The 23,566-nt window shown below is 70.8% G+C and carries 17 protein-coding genes; 4 read left to right on the forward strand and 13 right to left on the reverse strand.

All coding sequences use genetic code 11. The annotated features are described in order from the left end of the window. The first annotated feature begins 308 nt into the window (after positions 1-308). The gene (locus VF647_09530) at positions 309-2,591 is read left to right on the forward strand and encodes a vanadium-dependent haloperoxidase (protein HEX8452325.1); all 2,283 of its coding nucleotides are present in this window, start codon (positions 309-311) and stop codon (positions 2,589-2,591) included. A gap of 224 nt (positions 2,592-2,815) precedes the next feature. Here the strand turns inward: VF647_09530 and VF647_09535 are convergent, their stop codons facing one another. The 12 genes from VF647_09535 to VF647_09590 all read right to left on the reverse strand — a co-directional run bounded on the left by VF647_09535 (position 2,816) and on the right by VF647_09590 (position 18,211). Then, a complete protein-coding gene (locus tag VF647_09535; GenBank protein HEX8452326.1) occupies positions 2,816-3,757 on the reverse strand; it encodes a hypothetical protein in 942 nt (313 codons plus the stop codon). Positions 3,758-3,835: 78 nt separating this feature from the next. After that, a complete protein-coding gene (pdeM, locus tag VF647_09540) occupies positions 3,836-4,483 on the reverse strand; it encodes a ligase-associated DNA damage response endonuclease PdeM (protein HEX8452327.1) in 648 nt (215 codons plus the stop codon). A 2-nt stretch (positions 4,484-4,485) separates the two neighbouring features. Then, positions 4,486-6,273, reverse strand: coding sequence for a TonB family protein (locus VF647_09545; protein HEX8452328.1), 1,788 nt, complete (start codon positions 6,271-6,273; stop codon positions 4,486-4,488). 105 nt (positions 6,274-6,378) lie between these two features. Further along, on the reverse strand, positions 6,379-7,116 hold the full coding sequence (locus VF647_09550) for a PP2C family serine/threonine-protein phosphatase (protein ID HEX8452329.1): 738 nt from the start codon (positions 7,114-7,116) through the stop codon (positions 6,379-6,381). After that, positions 7,113-7,790 (reverse strand): VWA domain-containing protein, encoded by a 678-nt coding sequence (locus VF647_09555; protein ID HEX8452330.1) that lies wholly within the window; start codon positions 7,788-7,790, stop codon positions 7,113-7,115. Before VF647_09555 ends, VF647_09550 begins: the two co-directional genes overlap by 4 nt. A 278-nt stretch (positions 7,791-8,068) precedes the next feature. Continuing rightward, positions 8,069-10,522: a ligase-associated DNA damage response DEXH box helicase gene (locus VF647_09560; GenBank protein ID HEX8452331.1), complete on the reverse strand. Its 2,454-nt coding sequence runs from the start codon at positions 10,520-10,522 to the stop codon at positions 8,069-8,071. A 337-nt stretch (positions 10,523-10,859) separates the two neighbouring features. Beyond that, positions 10,860-11,720 carry a class I SAM-dependent methyltransferase gene (locus VF647_09565; protein HEX8452332.1) on the reverse strand — a complete coding sequence of 287 codons (861 nt, stop codon included), beginning with the start codon at positions 11,718-11,720 and terminating at the stop codon, positions 10,860-10,862. A 125-nt stretch (positions 11,721-11,845) separates the two neighbouring features. Next, entirely contained in the window at positions 11,846-12,559 is a 714-nt protein-coding gene (locus tag VF647_09570) for a hypothetical protein (GenBank protein ID HEX8452333.1), read from the reverse strand. Between the two features lie 116 nt (positions 12,560-12,675). Continuing rightward, positions 12,676-14,274 (reverse strand): ATP-dependent DNA ligase, encoded by a 1,599-nt coding sequence (locus VF647_09575; GenBank protein ID HEX8452334.1) that lies wholly within the window; start codon positions 14,272-14,274, stop codon positions 12,676-12,678. Positions 14,275-14,377: 103 nt separating this feature from the next. Then, positions 14,378-15,439 carry an exo-alpha-sialidase gene (locus VF647_09580; protein ID HEX8452335.1) on the reverse strand — a complete coding sequence of 354 codons (1,062 nt, stop codon included), beginning with the start codon at positions 15,437-15,439 and terminating at the stop codon, positions 14,378-14,380. 156 nt (positions 15,440-15,595) lie between these two features. Further along, complete coding sequence (locus tag VF647_09585) at positions 15,596-16,651, reverse strand: ligase-associated DNA damage response exonuclease (GenBank protein ID HEX8452336.1); 1,056 nt, start codon at positions 16,649-16,651, stop codon at positions 15,596-15,598. Between the two features lie 144 nt (positions 16,652-16,795). Beyond that, the gene (locus VF647_09590) at positions 16,796-18,211 is read right to left on the reverse strand and encodes a carboxypeptidase regulatory-like domain-containing protein (GenBank protein ID HEX8452337.1); all 1,416 of its coding nucleotides are present in this window, start codon (positions 18,209-18,211) and stop codon (positions 16,796-16,798) included. 254 nt (positions 18,212-18,465) lie between these two features. Between VF647_09590 and VF647_09595 the strand changes: the two genes are divergently transcribed. The 3 genes from VF647_09595 (at position 18,466) to VF647_09605 (ending at position 19,832) form a co-directional block, all read left to right on the forward strand. After that, complete coding sequence (locus VF647_09595) at positions 18,466-18,825, forward strand: MbcA/ParS/Xre antitoxin family protein (protein HEX8452338.1); 360 nt, start codon at positions 18,466-18,468, stop codon at positions 18,823-18,825. Between the two features lie 92 nt (positions 18,826-18,917). Continuing rightward, positions 18,918-19,502 (forward strand): RES family NAD+ phosphorylase, encoded by a 585-nt coding sequence (locus tag VF647_09600; protein ID HEX8452339.1) that lies wholly within the window; start codon positions 18,918-18,920, stop codon positions 19,500-19,502. Positions 19,503-19,529: 27 nt separating this feature from the next. Further along, entirely contained in the window at positions 19,530-19,832 is a 303-nt protein-coding gene (locus VF647_09605; protein HEX8452340.1) for a nuclear transport factor 2 family protein, read from the forward strand. Between the two features lie 84 nt (positions 19,833-19,916). On the opposite strand, the gene VF647_09610 is transcribed toward VF647_09605, so the two are convergent. Further along, entirely contained in the window at positions 19,917-23,543 is a 3,627-nt protein-coding gene (locus tag VF647_09610) for a carboxypeptidase regulatory-like domain-containing protein (GenBank protein ID HEX8452341.1), read from the reverse strand. Positions 23,544-23,566: the final 23 nt, after the last annotated feature.

Raw genomic sequence — 23,566 nt, forward strand, 5'->3', positions numbered from 1 at the left:
GGAGCTCCGCTCCCGATCCGACATTCGCCGTCGGGAGGTCCCTTGCTTCACGCTTGACACAATCTCATCGCGCCTTTATTGTCTCAATCAGACATACCGAAACCTGAAGCGGGGCACATCGCCTCGTCCGGCACAGCGGCCGGGCGGGGCCTTTTTGCGTCGTGCAGGCGGACGGAACAGAGACGGGCCGCCTCCAGGCCCCCCGGCAGAGCGATCCGGGACCGGATGCAGACCCGCCGCGGCGAATGCCCGCGGCGGGTACGGAAACCGTCCGCCACTCGCGCGGCGGACCCGGCCCGGAGGCGAGCATGGCAAAGGCGCACACGCTGGTGGAGGACTTCAACGACAACGCCGTGGACAACACGCGGTGGTGGGTGTTCGGCGACGCAAGGGAGGTGAACCGCAGGCTGGAGCTCTGGATCCCCAGCAGCAAGGCGGACAGCTACGCGGGCTACACCGCCAAAGACGCGTACGACCTCACCGCCTCGCGCATCTGGGTGGAGCTGGTGCGGGCGCCGCGCACGGGGCAGGCGCAGCTGCGGGCGTACGTCAGCGAGGGAAACGAGCTCGCCATCGGGCTTGTCAACGGGCTCCTGCGCTGCGAGCAGCAGACCGGGGGCGCGTACCTGGTCTTCCTCACGGTGCCGTACGACTTCCAGGCGCACCGCTGGCTCCAGATCCGCGAGCAGCACGGCACCGTGTTCTGGGAGGTCTCGCGCGACGGGTGGGAGTGGACGACGCTGTTCAGCAACGCTGCCCCGTTTTCACTCACCGCCATCAAGCCGGGGCTGTTCAGCGGCACGTACCAGGCGGCGCCCGCGCCGGGGCTGGTGGTCTTCGACAACCTGAACGTGCGGGAGACGAGCCTCTCGCGCCGCGTGGACCAGCGCCGCCTCTCCGCGCGCGACGTCCGGCAGCAGGCGGCGGAGCTGGCGGCGCGCCGACCCCACGAAGAGCACTTCAACAACAACGACGAGGTCGACTACCCCGCCACGCCGCTGGTGGGGAACTACTCCAAGAGCCTCAAGCACGACTCGCTCGGCGATCCGGTGGGCTATTCGTACGCGTCGCTGCTGCGCGCGCTGCAGAGCCAGGATCCCGGCGACTTCGAAGAGATCGTGCTGGCCTCTTCCGACGCGCTCAAGCTGACCAACCCGCAGTCGGGGCTGGCGTTCGACGTGGAGGGGCCGGATGCGCAGGAGCTGACCATGGCGCCCGCGCCGCGCTTCGACAGCGAGCAGGCGGCGCACGAGGCGGCGGAGCTGTACTGGATGGCGGCGGCGCGCGACGTCCACTTCGCCTCGTACGGCAGCAACTCCACCATCACCGCCGCCATCGCGTCGATGAACGGTGAATTCCCCTGGTTCGGAGGCACCACGCCCGTGACGGCGCAGAACGTCTTCCGTGGGATCTACCCCGGCGAGCAGACGGGGCCGTACGTCAGCCAGTTCCTGCTCAAGGGCAACACCGACCCGCGCAAGCCGGCCGGGTTCGGGCGCGATGCCACGGACGGCTTCATCTCCTACGGTGCCCGCGTCATCGACCAGCGCCTGGTTCCCGCGCTCGCAGGCAAGAACTGGATGGGAGGGTTCCCCGTCTGGCTGGACGTGCAGAACGGGATGGACCGGCGCGGCATGGACCTGTTCGAGAGCACCCGCGTCTTTATCCGCAACCTGCGCGACGGCGCCACCTTCGTGCACTTCGACCAGGTGCTCGACGCCTACTACAACACGGCGTGGATCCTCATGTCCGAGCCCATGGGCAACCAGCTCAGCTTCCAGTCCGGCGTCACCAGGCGGCCGCAGATCGACGTGGAGTTCGCCAAGAACGCGGGCAACCCGTACGACCCGCCGGGCATGCTGATGGACGCGCGCAAGCAGGCGGGGTTCGGCACATTCGGGCCCATCCACCTGCTGCAGGTGCTGGGTGAGGTGCTGGGCCGCGCGCTGCGGGCGGTGTGGTGGCAGAAGTGGGGGGTGCACCGCCGGCTGCGGCCCGAGGAGTACGGCGGGCGCGTGCACAACCAGATGGTGTTCAACCAGAGCTCGGGTACGCAGGGGCGAGCCTACCCTCTCCACACGAGCATCATCAACTCGCTGCAGGGTGGCGGTCTGGCTCCGTACTACGGCCAGCCGGGGGAGTTCTCCCCCTCCTCGTACCTGCTGCCCCAGGCGTACTCCGAGGGCTCGCCCACGCACCCGGCGTACGGCGCGGGGCACGCCACCGGCTCGGGAGCGCTCGCGACGATGCTCAAGGCGTTCTTCGACGAGACGGCCCCCATCGAGAACCCGCTCGTGGCCAGCACCGACGGCCTGTCGCTGGTGCCGTACACGGGCGCCGACGCGGGGCAGATGACGTTGGGCGGCGAGATGAACAAGCTGGCGGGGAACATCGCCATCTTCCGCAACGCGGCGGGGGTGCACTGGCGCAGCGACTACACGGAGTCGCTCCCCTTCGGCGAGGCCATCGCCATCCGCATGCTCCAGGAGATGTCGCTGGGCTTCAACGAGGACGACGCCTACTTCCAGCTCACCCGGTTCGACGGCCAGACCATCCGCATCTTCGACGGCAAGGTGGTGGCGCTGGTGTAAGGGAAGCGGACGTCGCGCAGGCGCCTGGCAAAGACGGCCCCGCCAGTTGGCGGGGCCGTTTCACCTGAACTTTCGGATTGGCGCGGCACCATAACGGGCGGCCCAATCCTCGATCTTTTTGATCTCCTCCGGGGTGAGGCGCGGCGGCGGCGGAATCGGCGGCTTGGATCCGCCCCGCGGGGGCACCGGCGCCGGAAGCGGCGGCGCGCCTGGCTTACTCTCGCTCATATCGCTCCCATGCGCTTGTTTGTTCGAGCGGTACCATCGGCGGGAGGGTTGAGGTCCCGAGTGAAGTAGTGTTTGCGAGCAACCCACTTGAACCCCTGGTGCCGCGTGACCACCGCGATGTCGATGGGCGGAGCCACCGCCGGTACCCCTTGCTTGAACCTTACATACCCGACCGTTACGTCCGCCAGGTACTCCACGAGATCGATGGCGTCCTGCAAGGGCATGCCGGGATGGGCAAGCTCCGTTCGCGAAACGAGGAGCTGATCCGCCATTTCCGGCGCGATACCCGCCTGCACCACGCGAAGGTGCGCTTCGTGCGACCAGCCGTATACCAGCCGGTACAACGCTTCCGGCATTCCCCAGAAGTCGGCTACGCCCGATTCGCCCTGGCCGAACCTCTGTTCTGGCCCCGTGCACCGGCCATCCGATTCTATAGTGACGGTCCAGACCTCCGAATAGTAGCTAGCCGCCGAGAGCCCGGCAACGACAAAACCGAGCGTCGGGAACTCAGGGGCCTCCGCCCCGGGAGCGCCTCCCTCTCCGTCCCACTCCGCGTCAGGTTCGGATGTGTCAGGGCCGAGTGCCATGGGGTTGCCGAATTCGGGAGCGTACAGCCCATCGTAAAAGAAATCGCGGACCCGCTGGGCGACTTCTTCAACCGTGTACTCCGAGGGATCGAGCGCCCATTCCGGATGCGCGGGATCCTCCCCACTGAGGCGCTGCCGCAGGTCTCGCGCGAGACTTCCGATCGATAGCCCAGCGAGGCCGCCCAGCCCGTACGTCATGAGCCCGATGGGGAGGCCCTTCACCAGGTTGATGGTCTTTTCGGCGTTGTTGTATACGTTGAAGTACCTGTCGTTCTCGCCGATCAGCGACGCCGCGCTGTCCGTGCCGAGTACCACTCCGTCTCCAACTTTCAGGCAGATGGCGATCGTCACGGCACGTTCCGGGAAGAAAGTGGACCTTTCGAGGCTAAGCTCGTCAGGAACAGATACCCCGGACGGCACCGACCGGTGCTAGGCCCCGCGCAGCACCTCGTCGCCCGCCACGACGAACACCTGGTCGCCGGGCAGAGGGGCGACGGTGGCGGCGCCGGTGAAGGCGCCGAAGGCGGGGAGGATTCCCACGTCCGCGCCGAAGTGGAAGCAGGGGAGGCGCTCCCTCGCCCGGCCGCGGCCGCGCAGGATGGCGGCGGGGTGCACGTGGCCGGCCAGCACGTAGCCCCGTGCGTCGGGCTCCGGGTGGTGCGCGTAGACGAACGGCGGGGACGGGAGCGGCGGGTCCGCCACGCGGAAGCCGAGGTCGGGCGGGGGATCGCCGGCGCCGCGGTCGTGGTTGCCGCGCACCAGCGTCAGCCGCAGGGCCGGGTGCCGCGCCCGCCACCCGCGCACCTCCGCCAGCACCGCCGCGGACTTCCCCTGGCGCGCGTGGAAGAGGTCGCCCAGGAAGACGATCTCCTCCGCCCCCGTGCGTTCCAGCGCCGCGTCCAGCCGTGCGAGCCCCTCGGCGGTGGTGCCGCCGGGCACCGCGATGCCGGCGGCGCGGAATGTGGCCGCCTTGCCCCAGTGCGCATCCGCCACCAGCAGCTCCCCCGTCGCCGGCCGGAAGAGCGCCCGCTCCGCCAGCAGCACCACCCGCTCCCCCGCGACCTCCGTATCGATCACGCTCAGTACGTCTGCACTTGATAGGTGATCGGGAGCTGCACGGTGGTGCGGACGGGGCGGTCGTTCACCATCCCCGTGGTGAAGCGCATCCTCTCGGCCACCTCTATGGCCGCCTGGGAGAACTGCGGGTTGTCGCTCTCCAGCACCTCCACGCTCGCGGGGTCCACGGATCCGTCCTCCATGATGGTGAAGCGCAGGCTCACGGACCCGCCGACGCCGGCGTCGCGCAGGAGCGGCGGGTAGGTGCGCTCCAGGGCCCGCTGCACCACCGCGTGGTTGCTGAGCTGCGGCGGCTCGTCGACGTCCGAGATGTCATACGTCTGCCCGTCGCTCACCGGAGGAGGGAAGCGGGGCGGAAGGGGCGGCATGACGTCTTCGTCTTCGTGGTAGGGAGCCGGACCGGGGCCCCCGCTCACCGCATCCGCCGTCAGGCCGGCGGCGACGGTCAGGAGGAGCATGACGGCGGCGAGCTGGCTCCAGTTGCGCGGGTTGCTGCGCGGCTGCAGTGCCGCCAGCGCCGCGACGAGCGCCAGGATGCCCGCGAAGAGCTGCCCCAGCCCCAGCGGCATCATCGCCAGCAGGAGGAGGGGAAAGATCCAGACGGCCGGGTCCGCGAGGGAGCTCTGCACCGCCGCCATGGCGCGCGCCGCGAGCGGGGCCGCGGGGGGTGCCGGCCTGCGCGGGCGCGGAGCGGGCGCCGGTGCGGGAATGGGCGGTGGCGCGGGGCGCCGCATGCGCGTGCCCACGCGGCTCGCGGCCTCAGCGGTGGCTGGGAAGGGGTCGCGGCCGCGCAGCAGGCGGGCGCGCTCGCACCACGGACAGATCCCCAGGTGCGCGCCGAAACGGTGCTGCGGGTTCAGGTCGCAGCGGCGCAGCTCGCCCTCGGCTTCCCTGAGCGCGGCGCGCCAGCTCTCCGCGCTCGGCCGGACGGCGGGGTCCTGGTGGCCGTCCACGAAGCAGCGCACGAACAGCTCGCGTACGCCCGGATGCAGTACCTCGAACGGGAGCGCCAGCCGCGGCGGCGTGGCCGTGCGCCCGGGGCGGTCGCTGGCGTACGGGAACATCCCCGCGCGCAGCCGCTCCTCCAGCGGCTCCGGCTCCGCGCCGCCCACCGTGCGCACGGCGAAGGGGTGCGTCCCCTCCATCAGCAGGAGGAAGAGGAGGACGGCAAGGCCGAAGCGGTCGTGCTCCGGCGTGCGGTCCACCGCGCCAAAGGGGACGCCCTGGAGCTCGGGCGCGGTGAACTCCGGCCGCCCCACGCGCGAGCGGTAGACGGCGCCGGCGGCGGGGTCGGGGACCTGGAAGCCGTCCGTGTCCACCAGCGTGATCGCGCCGTCGGGGGCCACCAGGATGTTGGACTCGTTGACGTCGCCCACCACGTAGCCGCGCTCATGCAGCGCGGCGAAGGCGGCGGCGAGGTTGGACCCCGCCCGATGCAGCAGCCCGTAGTGGAAGAGCGGCGCCCGGGTGCGGCGCGTCACCGGGTTGTAGAACTCGAAGACGCGCGGCCCCTCCGCCCGTGGCATCAGGAACCCGACGGGCCGCCCCTCCTCGTCGACGACCCCCTCCTGCGGCCACGCGAGCCGAACCGCGCCCTCAGGGTCGGGCCCGAGCAGCGGCGGCGCCGCGATCATGCGCGCGATCTTGCGGGCGCGCTCGGGCGTGGGCTGGCGGAAGAGCTTGACCACCCGCTCCGCATCGCCCGGCAGCGCAAAGACGCGCGCCTCCCCGCCGGCGCCGAGCAGCAGCGACGGATCCAGCCGCAGCGTGACGCCGCGAGCGCGAAGCAAGGGGATCGGTGGGTCAGCCATCGAATAGTGCGTAAGTGCGTAAGTGCGTAAGTGCGTTAGTCCTGAGTCCTAAGTGCTAAACTACACATACTTAGCACTTGGGACTTAGGACTTGGCACTTCCAGTTCTTGCCGCGATCACCAGCGTCAGGTCGTCGTCCGCGCGGGCGGTGACGCGCGGGCCGGCGAGGAAGGCGGCCAGCTCGGCTTCGCCCGCCTGCGCATCGTCGGTGTCGCCGGCGAAGCGGAAGAGCGGGGCGAAAAAGGGCGCGTGCGGCGCATTGTCCGGACGGCGGAGCGCGAGGCCCTGCAGCCCGTCGCTGAACGCGGCCAGGTGCAGCGGGGTGCCGCTCCAGCTGCTCCGCTGCACCGCGTCCAGCGCGCCCGGCGAGGTGAGGAAGACCGTCTCGTTCACGAACTCGCCTCCCATCGGCACCGTGACCGAGTGCATTCCATCGGCCCCCTCCACCACGAGCGCGCCATCGCCCACCTGCGCCGCGGACACGCCGTCGTCGCCCGCCAGCGCGAGGATCAGCGTAGTCGCCAACTCGCGAGGGGCGGCGTTGCGGCGGGCGGCTTCCTCCTCGACGGCGGCCAGCGCGGCGATCAGTGCGCGGTCCAGCGACGGGCCCGCATCGCCGCCATCGCCGAGCGCTTCGATGGCGGCGCGCGCGGCGGCGGCGGCTCCCGCGGCGGCGTGCGTGGCGGAACCGGCGCCATCCGCCACCGCCAGCGCGACCGTGCCGCAGGGTAGAACGCGCCAGGCATGCGCATCTTGGCACGGCGTACCCTCACGCACGTGCCGGGTGCCGCGGACGGAAGCGCCCAGCACGCGCCAGGTCACAGCTGCGCCCAGCCGCTGGGCGGCGGAAGCGCGATCTCGTCGCCGGGGCGCGAGTGCGCGATCCCCTGCATGCTCCGCGACAGCCACACGAACATCTCGCGGAAGTTGAGCCCCTTCAGCCGTAGCGGCGCGCGCACCGAGATCTTCGCCAGCCGCTGCAGGTTCGCGCCCTCCACCCCCACGGCGAAAAAGGCCACGCGCTTCGCCGCCTCCGCCTCGCGCAGCTCCTTCGCCGCCGCGGCCACGGCCTCGGACGGCTCCCCCTGCGGCTCGCCATCGGTCACCATGAAGATCCAGGGCCGGTAGTAGCCGATGTCGTACGCGCGGTACGCGGCCTTCCGCTCCTCCACGAGCTGGAGCGCGCGGCCGATGGCGGCGGCCATGCGCGTCTGCCCCTCGGCGCGCAGGGCGGGGACCTCCCACTGGTCGGGCGGCGCGAAGTCCTGCACCACGCGCACGGCGTTGTCGAACGTCACCACCGCCACCTCCACCCGCCGTGCGGCCAGCGGATCGATGGCCAGGTCGAAGCGAAAGGTCTCCAGCCCGTCCAGCATCGCCTCCAGCGGCTCCCCGGCCATGGAGCCACTGGTGTCCAGCAGGAGGACGCACGGGCAGCGCGGCTCGGGGTTCTCGGCGAATTCCACGGCTTCGTCCAGCCGCGACAGCATCGACATCGTTGGCTCGATTGGTTCGGGTTCCACCGTTGTACGTTCGGGCGCCGCAGAGGTTGCGCAGAGTGCCCTCACCCCCGCTCGTCACCTCGCTGCCCCCTCTCCCGATAACAGGAGAGGGCTCCGCCCTCGCCGTTATCATGAGAGGGGGCGTAACGGCCGGCGCTGGTGCCGTGTCAAGCTGCGTCTGAGCTCACTCGGTAAAAACTCCCCCCTCTCTCGATAACAGAGGCGCCAGCCTCTCCTGTTATCGGGAGAGGGGGGTCGGGGGGGTGAGGGCCCTACCCCGCCGCCCTCTCCAGCCGCACCTGCATCTTCCTCACCCGGTCCCCCAGCGACTCGCTCGACACTCGGTTGCGCGCGCGGTCCACCAGCAGCGGAAAGGCGAGTGGCGGCGTGCGCTCCGGGCTCGTGACGACCACGCGGCTGGCGGCGAGGCGCTCCAGGGTGCGGCCCAGGCGGCTGCTCTCCAGCTGGCGCTCCAGGACCTCGCGATGCGCCTGGCTCAGCAGCAGGTTCTGCGGGTCGAACCGCTGGAAGACGTCGAAGAAGAGGCCGCTCGACGCCTGGAGCTGCCGCGCCGTCTTTCCCGCGTGCGGCAGGCCGGGAAAGACGAGCCCCGCCACCCGCGCGATCTCGCGGAACTGCCGCTTCGCCATCTCGGTGGCGTTCAGTGACGCGGGGATGTCGTCCACCAGGTCGCGCGGGCTCAGCAGGCCGGCCGCCAGAGCCTCTTCGAGCGGCGCCTCGTCGGCCGAGAGGAGCTCCACGCCGTAGTCGTTGGCCGCCAGCGTGAACGAGATGGGGCGCATCCGCGAGATGCGGTACGCCAGGAGCGCGGCCAACCCCTCGTGCACCAGCCGGCCCTCGAAGGGGAAGAAGAAGAGGTGGAACCCCTCGCGCGTCTTCACCCGCTCCACCAGCAGCTCGTCCGCGGCGGGGATGCGGCTCCAGCGCGCCTGGATGTCGAGGATGGGCTTCACCGCCTCCATCTCGGGATCGCGAAAGATCCCCTCGCGCGCCTCCTCCAGCCGCCGCCGCAGCGCCGCCGCCAGCTCGGTAGAGAGCGGCATGCGCGCACCCATCCAGCGGGGGATGAAGCCCTTGATGCTCCCCGCTTTGCGCACCCAAGCCGTCATGTCGCGCACGCGCACGAACTCCACCGGCTTGCCGCTGAAGATGAAGCGGTCGCCGGGGCGCAGGCGCGCGATGAACGACTCCTCCACCGATCCCAGCCGCGCGCCCTTGAGGTACTTCACGCTGACGGACGCGTCGCTCACGATGGTGCCCACCGCCTGACGGTGCCGCCGCGCCACGCCGCCGTCCTCAACGCGCCACCAGCCGTCCTCGCCCGGGACGACGCGGGAGTACTCGGGGTACGCGCGCAGCGCCTCGCCCCCCCGCGACACGAAGTCCAGCGTCCACTCCCACTCGTCATCCAGAAGCCCGGCGTAGGCGCGGGTAGAGCGCACCTCCTCGCGCAGGTCGTCGGGCCGGAAGCCGCCGCCCAGCGCAACCGTCACCACGTGCTGCGCCAGTACGTCCAGCGGGCGCTCCACGGGAAGGCGGCTCTCGATGGAGCCCGCCGTCACCGCGTCGCGCGCGGCGGCCACCTCCACCAGCTCCAACGCGTTGGTGGGGACGCAGGTGACGCGGCTCTCCACGCCCGGACGGTGGCCGCTGCGGCCCGCCCGCTGGAGGAGGCGTGCCACCCCTTTTGGGCTCCCCACCTGGAGCACGCGGTCCACGGGCGAGAAGTCGACGCCCAGGTCCAGCGACGAGGTGGCCACCACGCAGCGCAGGCGGCCGGTGCGCAGCCCCTCTTCCACGAAGTCGCGTGTGGAACGATCGAGCGAGCCGTGATGCAACGCGATCACCCCCGCCCACTCCGGCCGCGCGGCCAGGATCGCCTGGAACCAGATCTCCGTCTGCGAGCGCGTGTTGGTGAAGACGATGGCGGTCTGCCCCTCCTCCACGGCCGCGACCACCTGCGGCAGCATCTGCGTCCCCAGGTGCCCGGCCCAGGGGAAGCGCTCGATGGTGCCGGGGATCAGCGCGTCGATCCGCACCGGCTTCGGCTCCTCGCCGCGTACGATGCGCCCCGGACCGGTCGCGCCCAGCAGCGTGTCCAGCGCCTCACCCAGGTTGCCGATGGTGGCGGAGAGCGCCCAGGTGCGCAGCCCCGGCCGCCAGCCGCGCAGCCTCGCCAGCGCCAGCTCCGTCTGCACGCCGCGCTTGCTCCCCATCAGCTCGTGCCACTCGTCCACCACCACCGCACGCAGGTCGCGAAAGAGCTCCGGCGCATCCGGCCGCGTCAGGAAGAGCGACAGCGACTCCGGTGTCGTGAGCAGTGCGCTCGGAAGCCGCCGCCGCTGCCTCGCCCTCGTCGCCTGCGAGGTGTCGCCCGTCCTGGACTCCAGCGTCCAGCCGATCCCGAGCGCCTCCAGCGCGTTGCCGAGCGCGACCTCGGTGTCCGCGGCCAGGGCGCGCAGCGGGGTGATCCACAGCACGCGCAGCCCCGGCGCCTTGCCGCCGGTCGGTTGCTCCTCCATCCACTCCAGCAGCGGCCCCATCCACGCGGCGTACGTCTTTCCCGTGCCGGTGGCGGCGTGCACCAGCCCGCTCTCGCCGTTGCGGTACGCATCCCAAACCTCGCGCTGGAACCCGAACGGCGTCCACCCGCGCGACACAAACCACGCCTCCACCCTTCCGAGCGCGGCGTCGCGTGCAGCCATCGGTGCGGCGGGTGCGGTGCGGGCCAAGATCATGTCCCGGTGCGGGTGGATGCGACGGACCCCGCCACACGAGGCAACGACCGCGCCCGCGCGAAATGCAGCCGTTCCGCGATGTGTCCGCGCCCCCGAAAACAAAGCGGCCGTCCACTGAACGTCCAGTGAACGGCCCCCACCCCCCGGCCCCCTCCCCCGCACGCGGGGGAGCGTGGGGGAGGGGGAGACTACGCGCGAGGTGGCGCACCCGCCCTGCCTCGAATACCCGCCTCCGCACGCCGATGCCGTAGGGGCAGACCTGCGTGTCTGCCCGCCCTCGCCGCCGCACCTACGCCCGAAACCGTCACGCCTTCCGCGCCGCCACGCCGAACATCAACGGCAGGTCGGGGACGCCGGCCGGCGGATGGAAGCGGCGGTGCTCGTCGGGGCGCGTCGCGGCGGGAAGCAGGCATCCGTTGCTGTACGGCCACTCGCGCAGCGCCTCCAGGGTGAGCCCGGCGTCCAGCAGCGCCGTCGCCACGTCCGAGATGCCCCACGCGAACTCCCAGGTGGGGTGCGGGTTGCGGAAGTCCTGCACGCCCGGCTCACCCTGCGCGCCGTGCAGCAGCCCCTCGCCCGAGGCGGCCACATAGTCGCCGATCCCATCCGGCTCGGGGATCGGCGTGCCGTAGGAGCGGTACGGGTGGCGCGGGCGCAGGTCCTCCCCCAGCGTCATCGTCGCGGGGTGGAACTCCACCAGCACGAACCTCCCGCCCGGCCGCAGCACCCCCGCGATCCCCCGCCCCCACGCATTCAGGTCAGAGAGCCACCCCACCGCGCCGTACGACGAGAAGACGCGGTCGAACGTGCGCCCCGCCTCCGCCGCCTCACGCAGCCAGTCGTACACGTCCGCGCGCTCGAACTCCGCCGCGATCCCGCTCCCCGCCGACAGCTCGCGCGCGAAGCGGATCGCCTCGTCGCTGATGTCCACCCCCGTCGCGCGGGCGCCCCGGCGAGCTAGGGAGAGCGTGTCCTGCCCCGCGTTGCACTGCAGGTGCAGCAGCTCCAATCCATCCAGCTCCCCCAGCAACTCCAGCTCCTCGGGAAAGAGGGTGTCGCCGCCGGCGCGAAAGAACGCCGCCTGGTCGCCCTTGTGGCTGTTGTGCGCGACGGTGGCGGCGTTCCACGAAACCCGGTTCTGCTCGTGTAGATCGCGCTGCGTCATTTTTCAGAAAGAAGATGTCGACGAACGGCGTCACACAGAGGCACAGAGATGAACTACAAGGCGCAGAGAACGCCTTCCGCGGTTCCTTCCGTGCCCCTCTTCGTCTCTGTGTAAAATGTTACGATTCAGCCATCCGCGAACTCCAGCGCGACCGCGGGTCCTACGATCGAGCCCGGGATGCTGGCCAGGAAGAACATCATCCCGACGTCGAAATGCTCTTCCTTCAACAGCAGCACGACCGGTACCATCGCGCCGTAGACGCAGAAGCCACCCAGAACCCCGATGAGGTACCTTCGAATGGCCAGGTGCGCCACACGCTGGAGCAGCCAGTATACCGTGGCTGCGGTCAGCGTTCCCGCGAAGTAGCCGGGATACACCAGAAGGACCGGCGCTGCGCCCCAGCCGTCGGTGAGGAAGCCTATCGCGATGGGTATGGTGGCGATCGCGCTCAGCCCGGCCGCGGCAAGCAGAGAGACGCCCCACGCGTCGCGCAGCGGAGTACGCTTTTTCGCCGGCGGACGCGGGTTCCAGCGGCTCGCAGCCCACAGAAGCACCGTGGCCTGCACGCCGAGGACAGCCAGCGGCACCGCGGCCGCGTGCCGCGCCGCGAACGCGGGGGCCACGAGCACCACGGCCGAACCGACAGCCACGGCCAACACGCTCATCCCGTGGACCTTGCCGGGGCCTACCGTCCGCGCGATCAGCACCACAACGACGAACACCGCCAGACCCACGCCCAGCGCGTGCGGGTATGCGCGGAGCGGCAGCACGACGGCGGAAAGGACCAGGTAGAGCGCGGCGACGGATATCGCGACGCGAGAGTCCACGTCCGAGGGCACCACGCTCAGCCTGGTCCACCTCATAGACACTCGGTTTAGGATGGGCTGAAGAAAGCCACGCAGGAACCCCTCCCGCTGTTCTTTCGGTTTTCTTTGCGGCTCTGTGTGAGGCTTTTTCACCCCTCCAGCAGCCCGATGATCGTCTCCAGCGAGTCGGCGTCCTCGGGCTTCTTGTCGGTGCGCCAGCGCAGGATGCGGGGGAAGCGCACCGCCACGCCGCTCTTGTGGCGCGGCGAGCGCTGGATCCCCTCGAAGGCCAGCTCGAACACCAGCTCCGGCTTCACCGTGCGCACCGGCCCGAACTTCTGCAGCGAGTTGCGCCGCACCCACGCATCCACCTGGCGGATCTCCGCGTCGGTGAGGCCGCTGTACGCCTTGGCGAAGGGCACCAGCTCGCCGTCCTTCCACACGGCGAAAGTGTAGTCGGTGTAGAGCGACGCGCGCCGTCCATGCCCCCGCTGCGCGTACACCATCACCGCGTCCAGCGTGAACGGCTCCACCTTCCACTTCCACCAGTCGCCGCGCCGCCGGCCGGTGCGATAGGGTGAGTCGAGGCGCTTCAGCATCAGCCCCTCCGATGCGCGCTCGCGGGCGCCGCGGTACGCCTCGATCACCGCGTCCCAGTCGCTTGCCGGCACGATGGGGGAGAGCGGGATGCGGTCCGCGGCGCCGGTGGGTACGGAGGCGATCAGCTCCTCCAGCCGTGCGCGGCGCCAGCGTAGCGGCTCCTCGCGCACGTCGCGGCCCTCGATCTCCAACAGGTCGTAGGCGAGGATGACGACGGGGACCTCGGCCAGGATCTTGGGGCCCAGCACCTTGCGCCCGATGCGCCGCTGGAGCTGCGCAAAGGGGAGCGGGCCGCCTTCCTTCCACGGAAGGATCTCGCCGTCGAGCACGGTGCCGTCGGGCAGGAGGCCGGCGGCGCGCGCCAGCTCGGGGAAGCGCTCCGTGATCAGCTCCTCGCCGCGCGACCAGAGGTAGACGTTGCCGCGCCGGCGAATCATCTGCGCGCGGATGCCGTCCCACTTCCACTCCGCCTGCCACTCGCCGGCATCGCCCAGCGACTCGGGGCCGGCTTCGAGGGCGTAGGCCAGGTAGAATGGGTAGGGACGGCTGGCGTCCGCGTCGCTGGTGTCGGCGCCGAAGAGGCGAGTGTAGAAGCCGGGCGTGGGCTCCCACGCGCCCATCAGCCGGTGCGCCACCGTGGGCTCGTCCACATTGCCGACGCGGGCGAGGGCGCGCACCACCAGGTTCTGCGACACGCCCACGCGAAAGGCGCCGGTGATCAGCTTGTTCCACACGTACGCCTCGGGGCCGCTGAGCTCGGCCCACGCACCCCGCATCGCCGCGCGCTGGCCGGCCTCGTCCTCGTGGCGCATGGGCAGGAGGCGCTCCTCCACCCAGCGGTGCAGCGGAAGGTCCTCGCGCTCCTCGGAGGGCGGCGGAAGGAGGAGGGTAATCGTCTCCGCCAGGTCGCCCACGGCCTCGTGGCACTCGGCGAACATCCACTCCGGCACGCCGCCCATCTCCATCGCCCACTCCGCCAGCCTGCGCGCCGGCACCAGCCGCTTGGGCCGCCTTCCAATCAGGAAGTGCACCGCCCACGCCGCGTCCTCCGGCGCCGCCGACGCGAAGTAGCGCGCCAGCGCGTCGACCTTTTCGCTGGTGCGCGTCGTCTCGTCCAGCTCGGCGTACAGCTCGGCGAACGCTCTCATCGCGGCGACCCTCCGCACGATCCACACCTGAACGGCAATCTCAGAGGGTCCCTGCATCCCTCTTCCTTTCTTGCCGTTTCCTCTGTGGCTCTGGTGTGAGGCTTTACTGGACGATCACGTCGCGCTTCATCCAGATGTCGTAGTCGTTGGCTCCCGCAACTACCTGGTGACCCCAGGACAGGAGCACCTGCCCCGCGGTAGTCCCCAGCACCGCATGCGGCTCCACGTCGGCGAGGTCCGCATCGGCGGTCAGGGCGGTCGCGGCGCTCCAGGTGAGGCCGTCCGCGCTGGTGCGGTAGACGACGTTGTAGTTCCCCGTGCCCTGCGCCACGATGTACGGCAGGAAGAAGCTCCCGTTCGGCATCACGATGGGCGCCGAGTCGTGGTTGTCGTCGGCCTGCGAGATCGGCCTGGCGGCGGCGGTCCAGTTGTACGGATCGGACGAGGTCTCCACGAACAGGTCCATCTTGCCGTCGCTTCCGGCGGACTGGTACGTCACCAGGTACAGCCCGTCGCTGGCGCGCTTCGCGATGCGGGGGAGCGCGGCGGACGTGGTGGTGATGGCGGTCTTGCGCGTGTCCCACGTGGCGCCGCCATCCATGGAGCGCGCGATGTAGGAGGCGCCGTTCAGGCGGTGGTACGTCATCGTCAGCGAGCCGTCCGCCTCCACGATGACCGCGGGGTTGATCTCGCCGCCGGTGGTCCATCCCAGGCCGATGCGCCCGCGCGCCGTCCACGTCGTCCCGTCCGGCGAGGTGGAGCGGTGGATGCGGTAGCCGCCCTTGTTCCCCTCGTTGTACAGGTAGAAGAGCGCAAACCCGCCCGTCGACAGCTCCACCAGCGCGGGATGCCGCTCTGTGGTCGTGGTGGCCACGATGGCGCGCGGCACGCTCCAGGTGGCGCCCTCGTCCGCGGAGCTGGTGACGAACAGGTCGCCGGAGTTGCTGGAGTTGAGGCGCTCGATCACCATCATCAGCGACCCCGCGCGCGTGCGGATCAGCGACGGCTGGTAGTCGTTCTCGGGCCCGGCGTACACCGCGCCCGTCCCCGTCGCGGAGATCACCCGCTGCCCTGACGCGGGAGCGGTCAGTCCGGTCGAGTCCGCCGTGCAGGCGGCAAGGGCAAGCGCGACGAGGCCCAGCGTGGGCTTTCTGATGCGAACCATGTGGAGGAGCTCCGGCGGAGAAGGAGTGGAAGCGAACGGCCCGGTACCGAGGAGGATCTTCGTCGCGGGGACCGTACCGCAGACGCCTAGAGTTTACCCAAACACATGCGATAAAACAAGTTGCGTCGCGTTACGCACCATCCATCACCCCGCGCCTCACGCACTTCCTTCCTGCTCGTCCGGAACCACCTCCACGCCGTCCTCCGCCGGCGCGTCCACGGCCACGTCGTCGCTCTCGCCCTCCCAGCGGCTGGCCACGGCGAGCGCCTGGATGCCGTGCTCGCGCAGCCACCGCACCACCGGCTCGCGGTAGCCGTGCGTGACCCAGACGCACTCGGCGCCTGTCGCCTCGATCGACGACAGCAGCGACGGCCAGTCCACGTGGTCAGAGAGGACGAACCCGCGGTCGACGCCCCGCCGCCGGCGCGCGCCGCGGATGCTCATCCACCCCGACGCGAACGCAGCCGACACGGGGCCGAAGCGGCGCATCCACGGTGTTCCGTTCGCCGACGGCGGCGCGATTACCAGGGCGCGGCTCCAGTCGAAGCCCTTCGGCGCGCCCATCGGGTTGTCGGCCTGGGGGAGGGGGATGCCGCCGTCGCAGTAGTCCTGGTTCAGCTTGAGCGCGGCGCCGTGCGCGAAGATGGGACCGATGGACGGATCGACACCGGCCAGCATCCGCTGCGCCTTGCCCAGCGCGTAGCCGAAGAGGAGCGACGCGCGCCCCGCCTCCTGGTTGCCGCGCCACCACGCATCGATCTGCGCGAAGACCTCCGCCTGCGGTCGCCAGCGGTAGATGGGGAGCCCAAAAGTGCTCTCCGTGACGAAGGTGTGGCAGCGCACCGGCTCGAAGGGCGTGCAGGTGGGGTCCGGCTCCGTCTTGTAGTCGCCCGACACGACCCACACCTCGCCGCCGCGCTCCACGCGGATCTGCGCGGAGCCCAGGATGTGCCCCGCCGGGTGCAGCGACACCTTGACCCCGCGCACGTCGCGCACCTCGCCCCACTCCAGCGTGTCGATGCGCGCGTCGGCGCCCAGGCGCGTCCTCATCACCCGCTCACCCTCGCGCGAGCCCAGGTAGCGCCGGCACCCCCAGCGCGCGTGGTCGCCGTGCGCGTGCGTGATGATCGCCCGGTCCACGGGGAGCCACGGGTCGATGAAGAAGTCGCCCGCTTCGCAGTACATCCCCCGGTCGGTAACGCGCAGCAGCATGGGCGGGTGGCGGTGAGTGGCGATACAGTCTCAAGCGACCGTTCCATGGCGCACGACGCGGGCCGAGCCCGCGCACGAAAGCGCGGGGCACGGAGAGATGCTCCTCTCCGTGCCCCAGTCGCCGGCCGGAAGTAGCTGCCGCGTCTACTTCCTCCAGAGCACGATGCTCCCGCAGCCGCTGAGCGGGTCCTGGAACTGCGGCGGCACCTGGGATTCCGAGTATACCTCGATCGCCCCGACGTCCTCCGCCCGCACCAGCACGTCGATGTCGGCGCCGGCGAGGGCGCGCATCATGAGCCCATCGATGTACACGGTCGGCGCGCAGCTGTCGCCGAACGCGCTGCGCATCAGGAGGACCTCGCCGCCATCCGCCCCCCGCGCGCGCGCGAGCCCCGGCACCCGGTCCAGCACGTCCGAGATGACAAGCGCGTGCCGCCGCGCGATGTCCTCCGCGGTGATGAAGCGGCCCACGCCCAGCGAGCGCCGCCTCTCGTCGAAGCCGGCGCGTGCCGCCCGTCCCCCGGAGCGCGCGGTGACCCGGAGCGTGTCCAGCATCGCCGCGAGCCTGGACATGGTCACGCGCACGGGCCGCGTGCCATCCGCGATGTCGACCACGCGGAGCACCGGGTAGTAGCCGGTCGCTCGCACCTCCAGCACGCGCGTGCCCGAGGGAGCGCCGGTGAGCGTCCATTCGCCGTTCGCGTCCGCGCGCGTGGGGACGCCGTTCACCACGCTCACCTGCGCCCCGGGCAGCGGCCGTCCACCGTCGGCGGCGAGCACCGTTCCGCTCAGCCGGCCTGGCCCCGTGCGCGGCCGCGGCCGTGGCGGAACCGTGTCGCCCGGGAGAGCCGTGTCGGCGCGCGCGGCCATCTGCGCCTCGCCCAGGAACAGCTCGCGCCGCAGGAAGCCCGAGGCGGGGACCTCCGCCTCGATGCGGTCGGTGCCCTGGTCGCCGCGGCTCACCGCCAGGATGATCGTGCCCGGCCGGGGCACGTCGCAGAGCAGGAACCCTCCGTTCTCGGCCGTGATCGCGGTGCGCCGCGCCATCCGCCGCGACATCCCTCCGCCGCCGATGGAGAGCTCCATCCACTCGCCGGACACGGTGGCGCCCTGCACCGGCGCCCCGCCCTCCGCGGCCCGCACGAAGCCCATCACGATCCCGCCCGTGGCCCCCTCCGCGCCGCAGAACGCGCTCCTGAGCCGCGCCGGCGCCGGGATGGCGAGATCCGCGCGCACCTCGCCCTGCCCCGCGACCTGCACCTCGCGGGCGATCGGCTCCAGCCCCAGCGAGTCCAGCACCGGGTGCAGAAAGCCCAGCGCGTATCTCCCCGCCGGCACGTCCGCGAACGAGAACCTCCCCGCCGCATCGGTCGTGGCCGTCCGCGCATCCGCCGCCGCCCCGATCTGCACCAGCTGCACCGTCGCCTCCCCCAGCGGCCGCCCGGCCACGCTGTCGGTCACCACCCCCCGGATCGTGGCGCCGGTAGCCGCCTGCTGCGCGGCCAGAGGCGCAGCGCACAGCAGCCCGAGCGCGAGCGGCAGGTAGCGGAAAAGTCGCATGGGAGACGGCGTTCGGTGGGAGGTAGGGCGGGCAAGAAAGCACTAGTTTGGTGTCTCGAGGGCGCGGTGGCAATGAAGTTGGGCGATGCAGGCGAGGCGGTAGGCAGCGCGCTCGGCTGCAAGCGTCGCGGAAGATGCGCGAGCGCACAACCGTTGCTGTCGGTTCGGGGATGTACTACACTGCATTCAGAATCCAATCCAGGAGCGCCGTGTCCAGACCATTGCCACAGCCCCCTGCGCCAGACCCTGAAAAGGTGGCGCAAGCCTCTCTACGGACCTTCTTCCGCATCGCCGACGCGTGGAAGCTCGGTGTCGACGAGCAGATGACGCTGCTGGGCATCACCTCCCGGTCCACGTATTTCAAGTGGAAGAAGGAGGGGACCGACCGGCTCTCCCGCGACACGCTGGAGCGTCTATCCTACCTTTTCGGCATCTACAAGGCCCTGCAGACGCTTCTTCCCGCCCCCGACGCCGCGGACGGCTGGGTCCGGCGGCCGAACGATGCGCCGCTCTTCCACGGCCGGTCGGCGCTCGAGAGGATGCTCTCCGGAAACGTCGCGGACCTTTACGTGGTTCGGCAGTATCTCGACGCGCAGCGCGGCGGATGGGCGTAGATCCGGCGTCCATCCGGCTCCAGGAGGTCCGTTGGCATCCGTGTTTCCGGATCATTCCGGCGCGGTTCCCGCCTATCGACCTTTTTGAGCGCGTGGCCGAACCGGCCGACCTGGATGCGGTGCTGTACGTAGAATCGCTCACCAACGACCGCCTTCGTGCCGAGGTGGGCGAGCTGGACCTGCTTCCGCGCGAGGACTGGATCTCCGGACCCGGCACCGCCTACATCATGGCTGCCTTTACGCACGTGGCGCCGACCGGGGGCCGATTCACCGACGGAACCTTTGGTGCGTATTACGCCGCGGCCGAACTCGCCACCGCCGTCGCCGAGACCGTTTACCACCGGGAGCGGTTCATGGCGAGTACACGCGAGAAACCCGCTCAGCTGGACATGCGCGTTCTCCGCGCCGACCTGGACGGGGAGCTGCACGACCTCCGCGGCGCATCGGGCGAGCTGTATCACCCGTCAGACTACTCGGCCTCGCAAGCCATCGCCCGCACCCTGCGCGCGGCGCGATCATGGGGCGTGCTTTACGACAGCGTGCGCAATCCCGGAGGGGCATGTGCGGCGGTCTTGCGCCCTGCCGCGCTCTCTCGCTGTCGCCAGGCGGAGCACCTGGCCTACCTATGGGATGGTACCCGCATCGCCCACGTCATCAAGAAGACGCTATTGAGATGACGCGCCCGGTGCGCAGCTCGCCCACACCTGCCGCTCCGGCGCGACGTAGAGTCGTTCATGGCCACCTACGCGCCCGACGCGATCCACTGGGAATATCCCGCGGACACCGTCTTTGCCGGCGCCGCGCGAATCCGCGGCCACTACGCGGAGCTCTTCGCCGACCCTGACGCCACGCGGCTGCACGCCGAGGTACGCAGCCGCATCGTCAAAGGCCGGTTCGTGATCGACGAAGAGCACGTGACCGGGCTCCCGGGCGAGGATCTGCACGTGAGCGTCATCATCTACGAAGTCGTGAACGGCCGGATCCGGAACGCGTGGTTCATGAACTAGACGAACACCGCCGGGACGGTTCCGACAAAGCTCGGAGGCACGGGGATCTACGTCTCCGTGCCTCCGTTCTCCATCGCGCGCGCCTCAGAAGTCGGGCGAGGACGTTATCTGCTGCGGAGGGTGAGGCACGAAGTCCGCTCCCGGATTTCTGAACTCCCCCGGTAGCTTCGCCCACTGCTCCGGCGTGAGCAGGGACCGGGCGATCCCGGCTCCCTCGTTCCGCAGGGCCACCGCCTGCCGCGCCAGGTCGCGCACCTGCGCCTCGCCGGTACGCGGGGCGCGGGGCTGCTGCACGGCGACGGCCGAGACGAAAGCATCCAGCACGCCCTCGATCCGTGGGGAGAGAGAATCCGCACCCTGCTGGAGCCGCTTCGCCTGCGCGGGCGTCAGGTAAAGGTGCCGCGGGGCGTCGAGGAGCAGTACCTCGGCGGGAAGGTTGGGGAGCTGCCGCTGCAGGTGGAGCCGCACGTTGGGAGGGGAGAGCGCCTGATCCCGTCCGCTCGCTTCGTTCATCCCCTTCCGGAAAGCCGTCAGCACCCGGTCCGTTCCCAGGACCACCCGCGCCTGCAGGCTGATCGTGAACGGCGCACGGTTCAGGAAGCCGTGCTCGGTCGCCCTGCCGAAGCGCGGATTGACGGAGTAGCGGAAGCGGCGCGACTCAGGATCGAACCCGCGCACGGTGAGGAGCGTGTTGTCCACCGACGTCAGCTGTCCCCAGCCGCGAAGGTCGTCCGGGCCGTGCACGAGGTAGTCGAGCCCCGACGTGACGTTGCGTGCGGCGAGCCAGACGGTCACCCGCCGGTGGGGAGAGTCGTCGATCCGCGCCCCGAACTGGAACCTCGCGTTCAGGTCGAGCGACGGGGACCAGCCTGTGCTGCAGCTGTTGTGCGCCGCCACGCTGCCAGCCTGGGCGCGGAGGCAACTGCGGACGCCGGGGGGCGCATCACGGAGGAGCTCCTCCATCCCCCGCGCCACCACTTCGTCCGCGGCGGCGGAACCGAAGATGTACGCACGGTCGTTGCGGGCGCCGTCCCCGTTCACATCCCCCGCCGACATGGGGGTGAAGGGCGTGCCGGAGGCGAGGCGTCCCAACACGGACAGGGTGAGCCATGCCGACCGGCGCCATTCCGCGAAGCCCTGCAGCATGTGACGCGGCGTATAGGGCGCGGGGCTCCACTCCACCCGGAGGGGATCGCCCGCGGTGCTCGCGAACGCGGCCCCGGGCGCGCTCAGCGCCCCCACTGTCTGGCGCGCATCCGTCCAGGTGTAGCCGGTCTCGGCCCGCGCCTGTCCGAAGAACCGGGATACCTTCGCGCTCAGCTGCACCGTCCGCGAGCGCCCGCCCCCCGTGACCTCGCGCACCGTTCCCAGCTCCGCGAACCGCCGCGACGCGGTGAGAGAGGCCTGTCCGCTGCCGGGATCGATCGCGTCCGTGCCTACGTACACGGGTCGCCCGCCCTCTTCCGTGTTGAAGAAGGCGGGCTCCGCGCGCAGGTTACGGTCGAACGCCATCGGCTGGTTGACGCCCCGGAGCCAGGCGGCGGTGAAGTTCCAGATCACGCCGTTGCTCAGCAGCCCCTGCCCATTGAGCGAAGCGCGCCACACACGCGGGGGCGCGAAGTCAGGAGCGAAGAGCGTCACGCGAGGCTGGCGGCTGGCGAACGTCGCTGATCCGTCGGCACAGGCTAAAGGGATCGCTTCCGGACCCGCGCGGAACGCGGCCCAGTCCGGCGCCGGGGCGGCGGGCCCGATGCAGACCAGTTCCGCCGCCCGGGGGGGCCCCGCCTCGTACAGCCCCGCGCCGAGCGCCGGGAGCGGCACCACGCCTACGAACTCGCCGATCCCGCCTTGGAGCGCGGTCTTCCCCTGCGGCCCGCGGTCCCACGGCATCCGCCTCTCGAACGCGAACCCGACCCGCGGGCTCAGGCGCCAGGGTGAGGGCACCATCCCCGGCGCACGGGCGAAGCGAGTCTCCACCGCGGGATGGACGGATGACTCTCCCGGATACCAAAACCGCTCGGCGCGGATCCCGTAGCTGAGCTGCAGGCCGCCCGCACGCCAGCGATCGTCCATGAAAAGCGCCGCGCGCCGCCCCTCCACGTTGCGCTCCGCCGTGTCGAGCGAACGGGTGAAGAGCGCGGGACGGCCGAGCTCCAGATCGTGCAGGCTGGAGAAGGCGAAGCTGCCGTAGCTGGCGCGCCGCAGCCAGGTGTATTGCTGCACTCCGAACTCCCCGCCCACGCGCAGGCGATGGTTCTCGCCGGGAGTCATCACCACCAGTTGGTCGGAGAGCTCGAACGAGCGCTGCCGCGTTCCGCCCGCGGCGAACGGGTTCCCGGCGAATCGCAGGACGGCCACATCGCTCGCATCGGCCGCGGTCGAGGAGGCGACGTTCACCTCCCCGACCGGCACCGGATCGGATGCGGAGCGCACGTTGGAGCCGTTGGACAGGTGAAGCTTGAACTCGTTGGCCACCCGTGCGCCGCCCGAGCCGAGCTGGGCCAGCACTCCGTAGTTTGAACCCTGGAGCCTGGACCCGGTCCCCTCCACCGCGAACAGTGAACCGTCGTCCGACTGCCGCGTCCGCTGCCCGTTCATGCGCAACGTGAGGGCATGCCGACGCGAAAGCACTGCGTCCAGGCGTACGAGCCCCACCCCGACCTCGGACTCGGAACTCGAGAGCCGTGCCGCTTCGGGCCGCAGCGCCGCGGTCACCTCGAGGAAGCGTCGGAGGCTGTCGGGGCTGACCCCGAGCCCCTGCAAGCTCCCGAGCCCGATGTCGCCGAGAGAGAGCACAGGTGCGGCGGTCCGGCGAAGGGTGAATGCCCCGAACGCGAAGACTCGGTCGCGGACGAGCGCACCCCCCGCCCCGGCGTCCACACCCCGGTGGGTAGCGCGGCGCTGAAGCGCCTCCGGCACGTCGCCGTACTGCAGCCGCGGATCCAGTCCTTCCAGACGGACAGTCGCTCCCCATTCATTCCCCGCGTGCTGCGTGCGCACGTCGAGCTGTCCGCCCGTGAACCGGCCGCGGGCTACGTCAAAGGTGTTGGTGATGACCTCGACCGAACGGATCGCCTCGCGCGGAACCAGGCCGGACCCGAAGGATGCGCCGTCGAGTGTCAGGTGGGTCTGGTCCGGTGCCTGGCCGGCGATGGAAACCCCCGGGCCGTCCGGCGTCGGGCTATGAGCGATCCCCACCTGGCGCGCGGCCAGATCTGAAAGGTGGTCGGAGCCCAGCGGCTCCTCCCGCATCTGAACCCCCGAGCGCGACTGATCGACGGAGCCGGGGGTCCACTTCGTGGCGGCGGCCACGGACAGGCGCGGGGCCCGGACCAGGAGAGGCTGAAGAGGCACCACCCGCAGGCCAAGGGCGAAGTTGACGGTGAGCCCCTCGCCGTCACCCACCGCCCGGGCCAGCACCCTCGTAGCCGGGTTGAGGCCCGGCGATTCCACCGAGACCACGTAGCTGGCGCCGCCGGGAAGGCGCAGCTGGTAGGTTCCGCTCGAGTCCGCGCGTGCCTCGAACCTCTGGCCCGCCGCGGTGGTCACCTGCACGCGCGCCCCGGCGGCCGCTGCGCCGTCGGGGCGAGTCACGCGACCGCCAAGGCGCACCACCTCCTGCGCATGGCTGGCGACAGGCAGGGCCAGGAGGCCGGCCGCCACGGCCGCCGCTCGCGCGAGCCGGCCGGCGCCGCGGAACGGGAGAGACATCGAGGAAACGCCCGGCGGTCGCG

It is taken from the genome of Longimicrobium sp. (assembly GCA_036387335.1).
Taxonomy (GTDB): domain Bacteria; phylum Gemmatimonadota; class Gemmatimonadetes; order Longimicrobiales; family Longimicrobiaceae; genus Longimicrobium.

What these genes read in the sequence shown, in the direction of transcription:
- VF647_09530 (HEX8452325.1), top strand. Translation starts at nt 309, where the DNA reads ATGGCAAAGGCGCACACGCTGGTGGAGGACTTCAACGACAACGCCGTG.
- VF647_09555 (HEX8452330.1), bottom strand. Translation starts at nt 7,790, where the DNA reads ATGTCGATGCTGTCGCGGCTGGACGAAGCCGTGGAATTCGCCGAGAAC.
- VF647_09560 (HEX8452331.1), bottom strand. Translation starts at nt 10,522, where the DNA reads ATGGCTGCACGCGACGCCGCGCTCGGAAGGGTGGAGGCGTGGTTTGTG.
- VF647_09565 (HEX8452332.1), bottom strand. Translation starts at nt 11,720, where the DNA reads ATGACGCAGCGCGATCTACACGAGCAGAACCGGGTTTCGTGGAACGCC.
- VF647_09575 (HEX8452334.1), bottom strand. Translation starts at nt 14,274, where the DNA reads ATGAGAGCGTTCGCCGAGCTGTACGCCGAGCTGGACGAGACGACGCGC.
- VF647_09580 (HEX8452335.1), bottom strand. Translation starts at nt 15,439, where the DNA reads ATGGTTCGCATCAGAAAGCCCACGCTGGGCCTCGTCGCGCTTGCCCTT.
- VF647_09585 (HEX8452336.1), bottom strand. Translation starts at nt 16,651, where the DNA reads ATGCTGCTGCGCGTTACCGACCGGGGGATGTACTGCGAAGCGGGCGAC.
- VF647_09590 (HEX8452337.1), bottom strand. Translation starts at nt 18,211, where the DNA reads ATGCGACTTTTCCGCTACCTGCCGCTCGCGCTCGGGCTGCTGTGCGCT.
- VF647_09610 (HEX8452341.1), bottom strand. Translation starts at nt 23,543, where the DNA reads ATGTCTCTCCCGTTCCGCGGCGCCGGCCGGCTCGCGCGAGCGGCGGCC.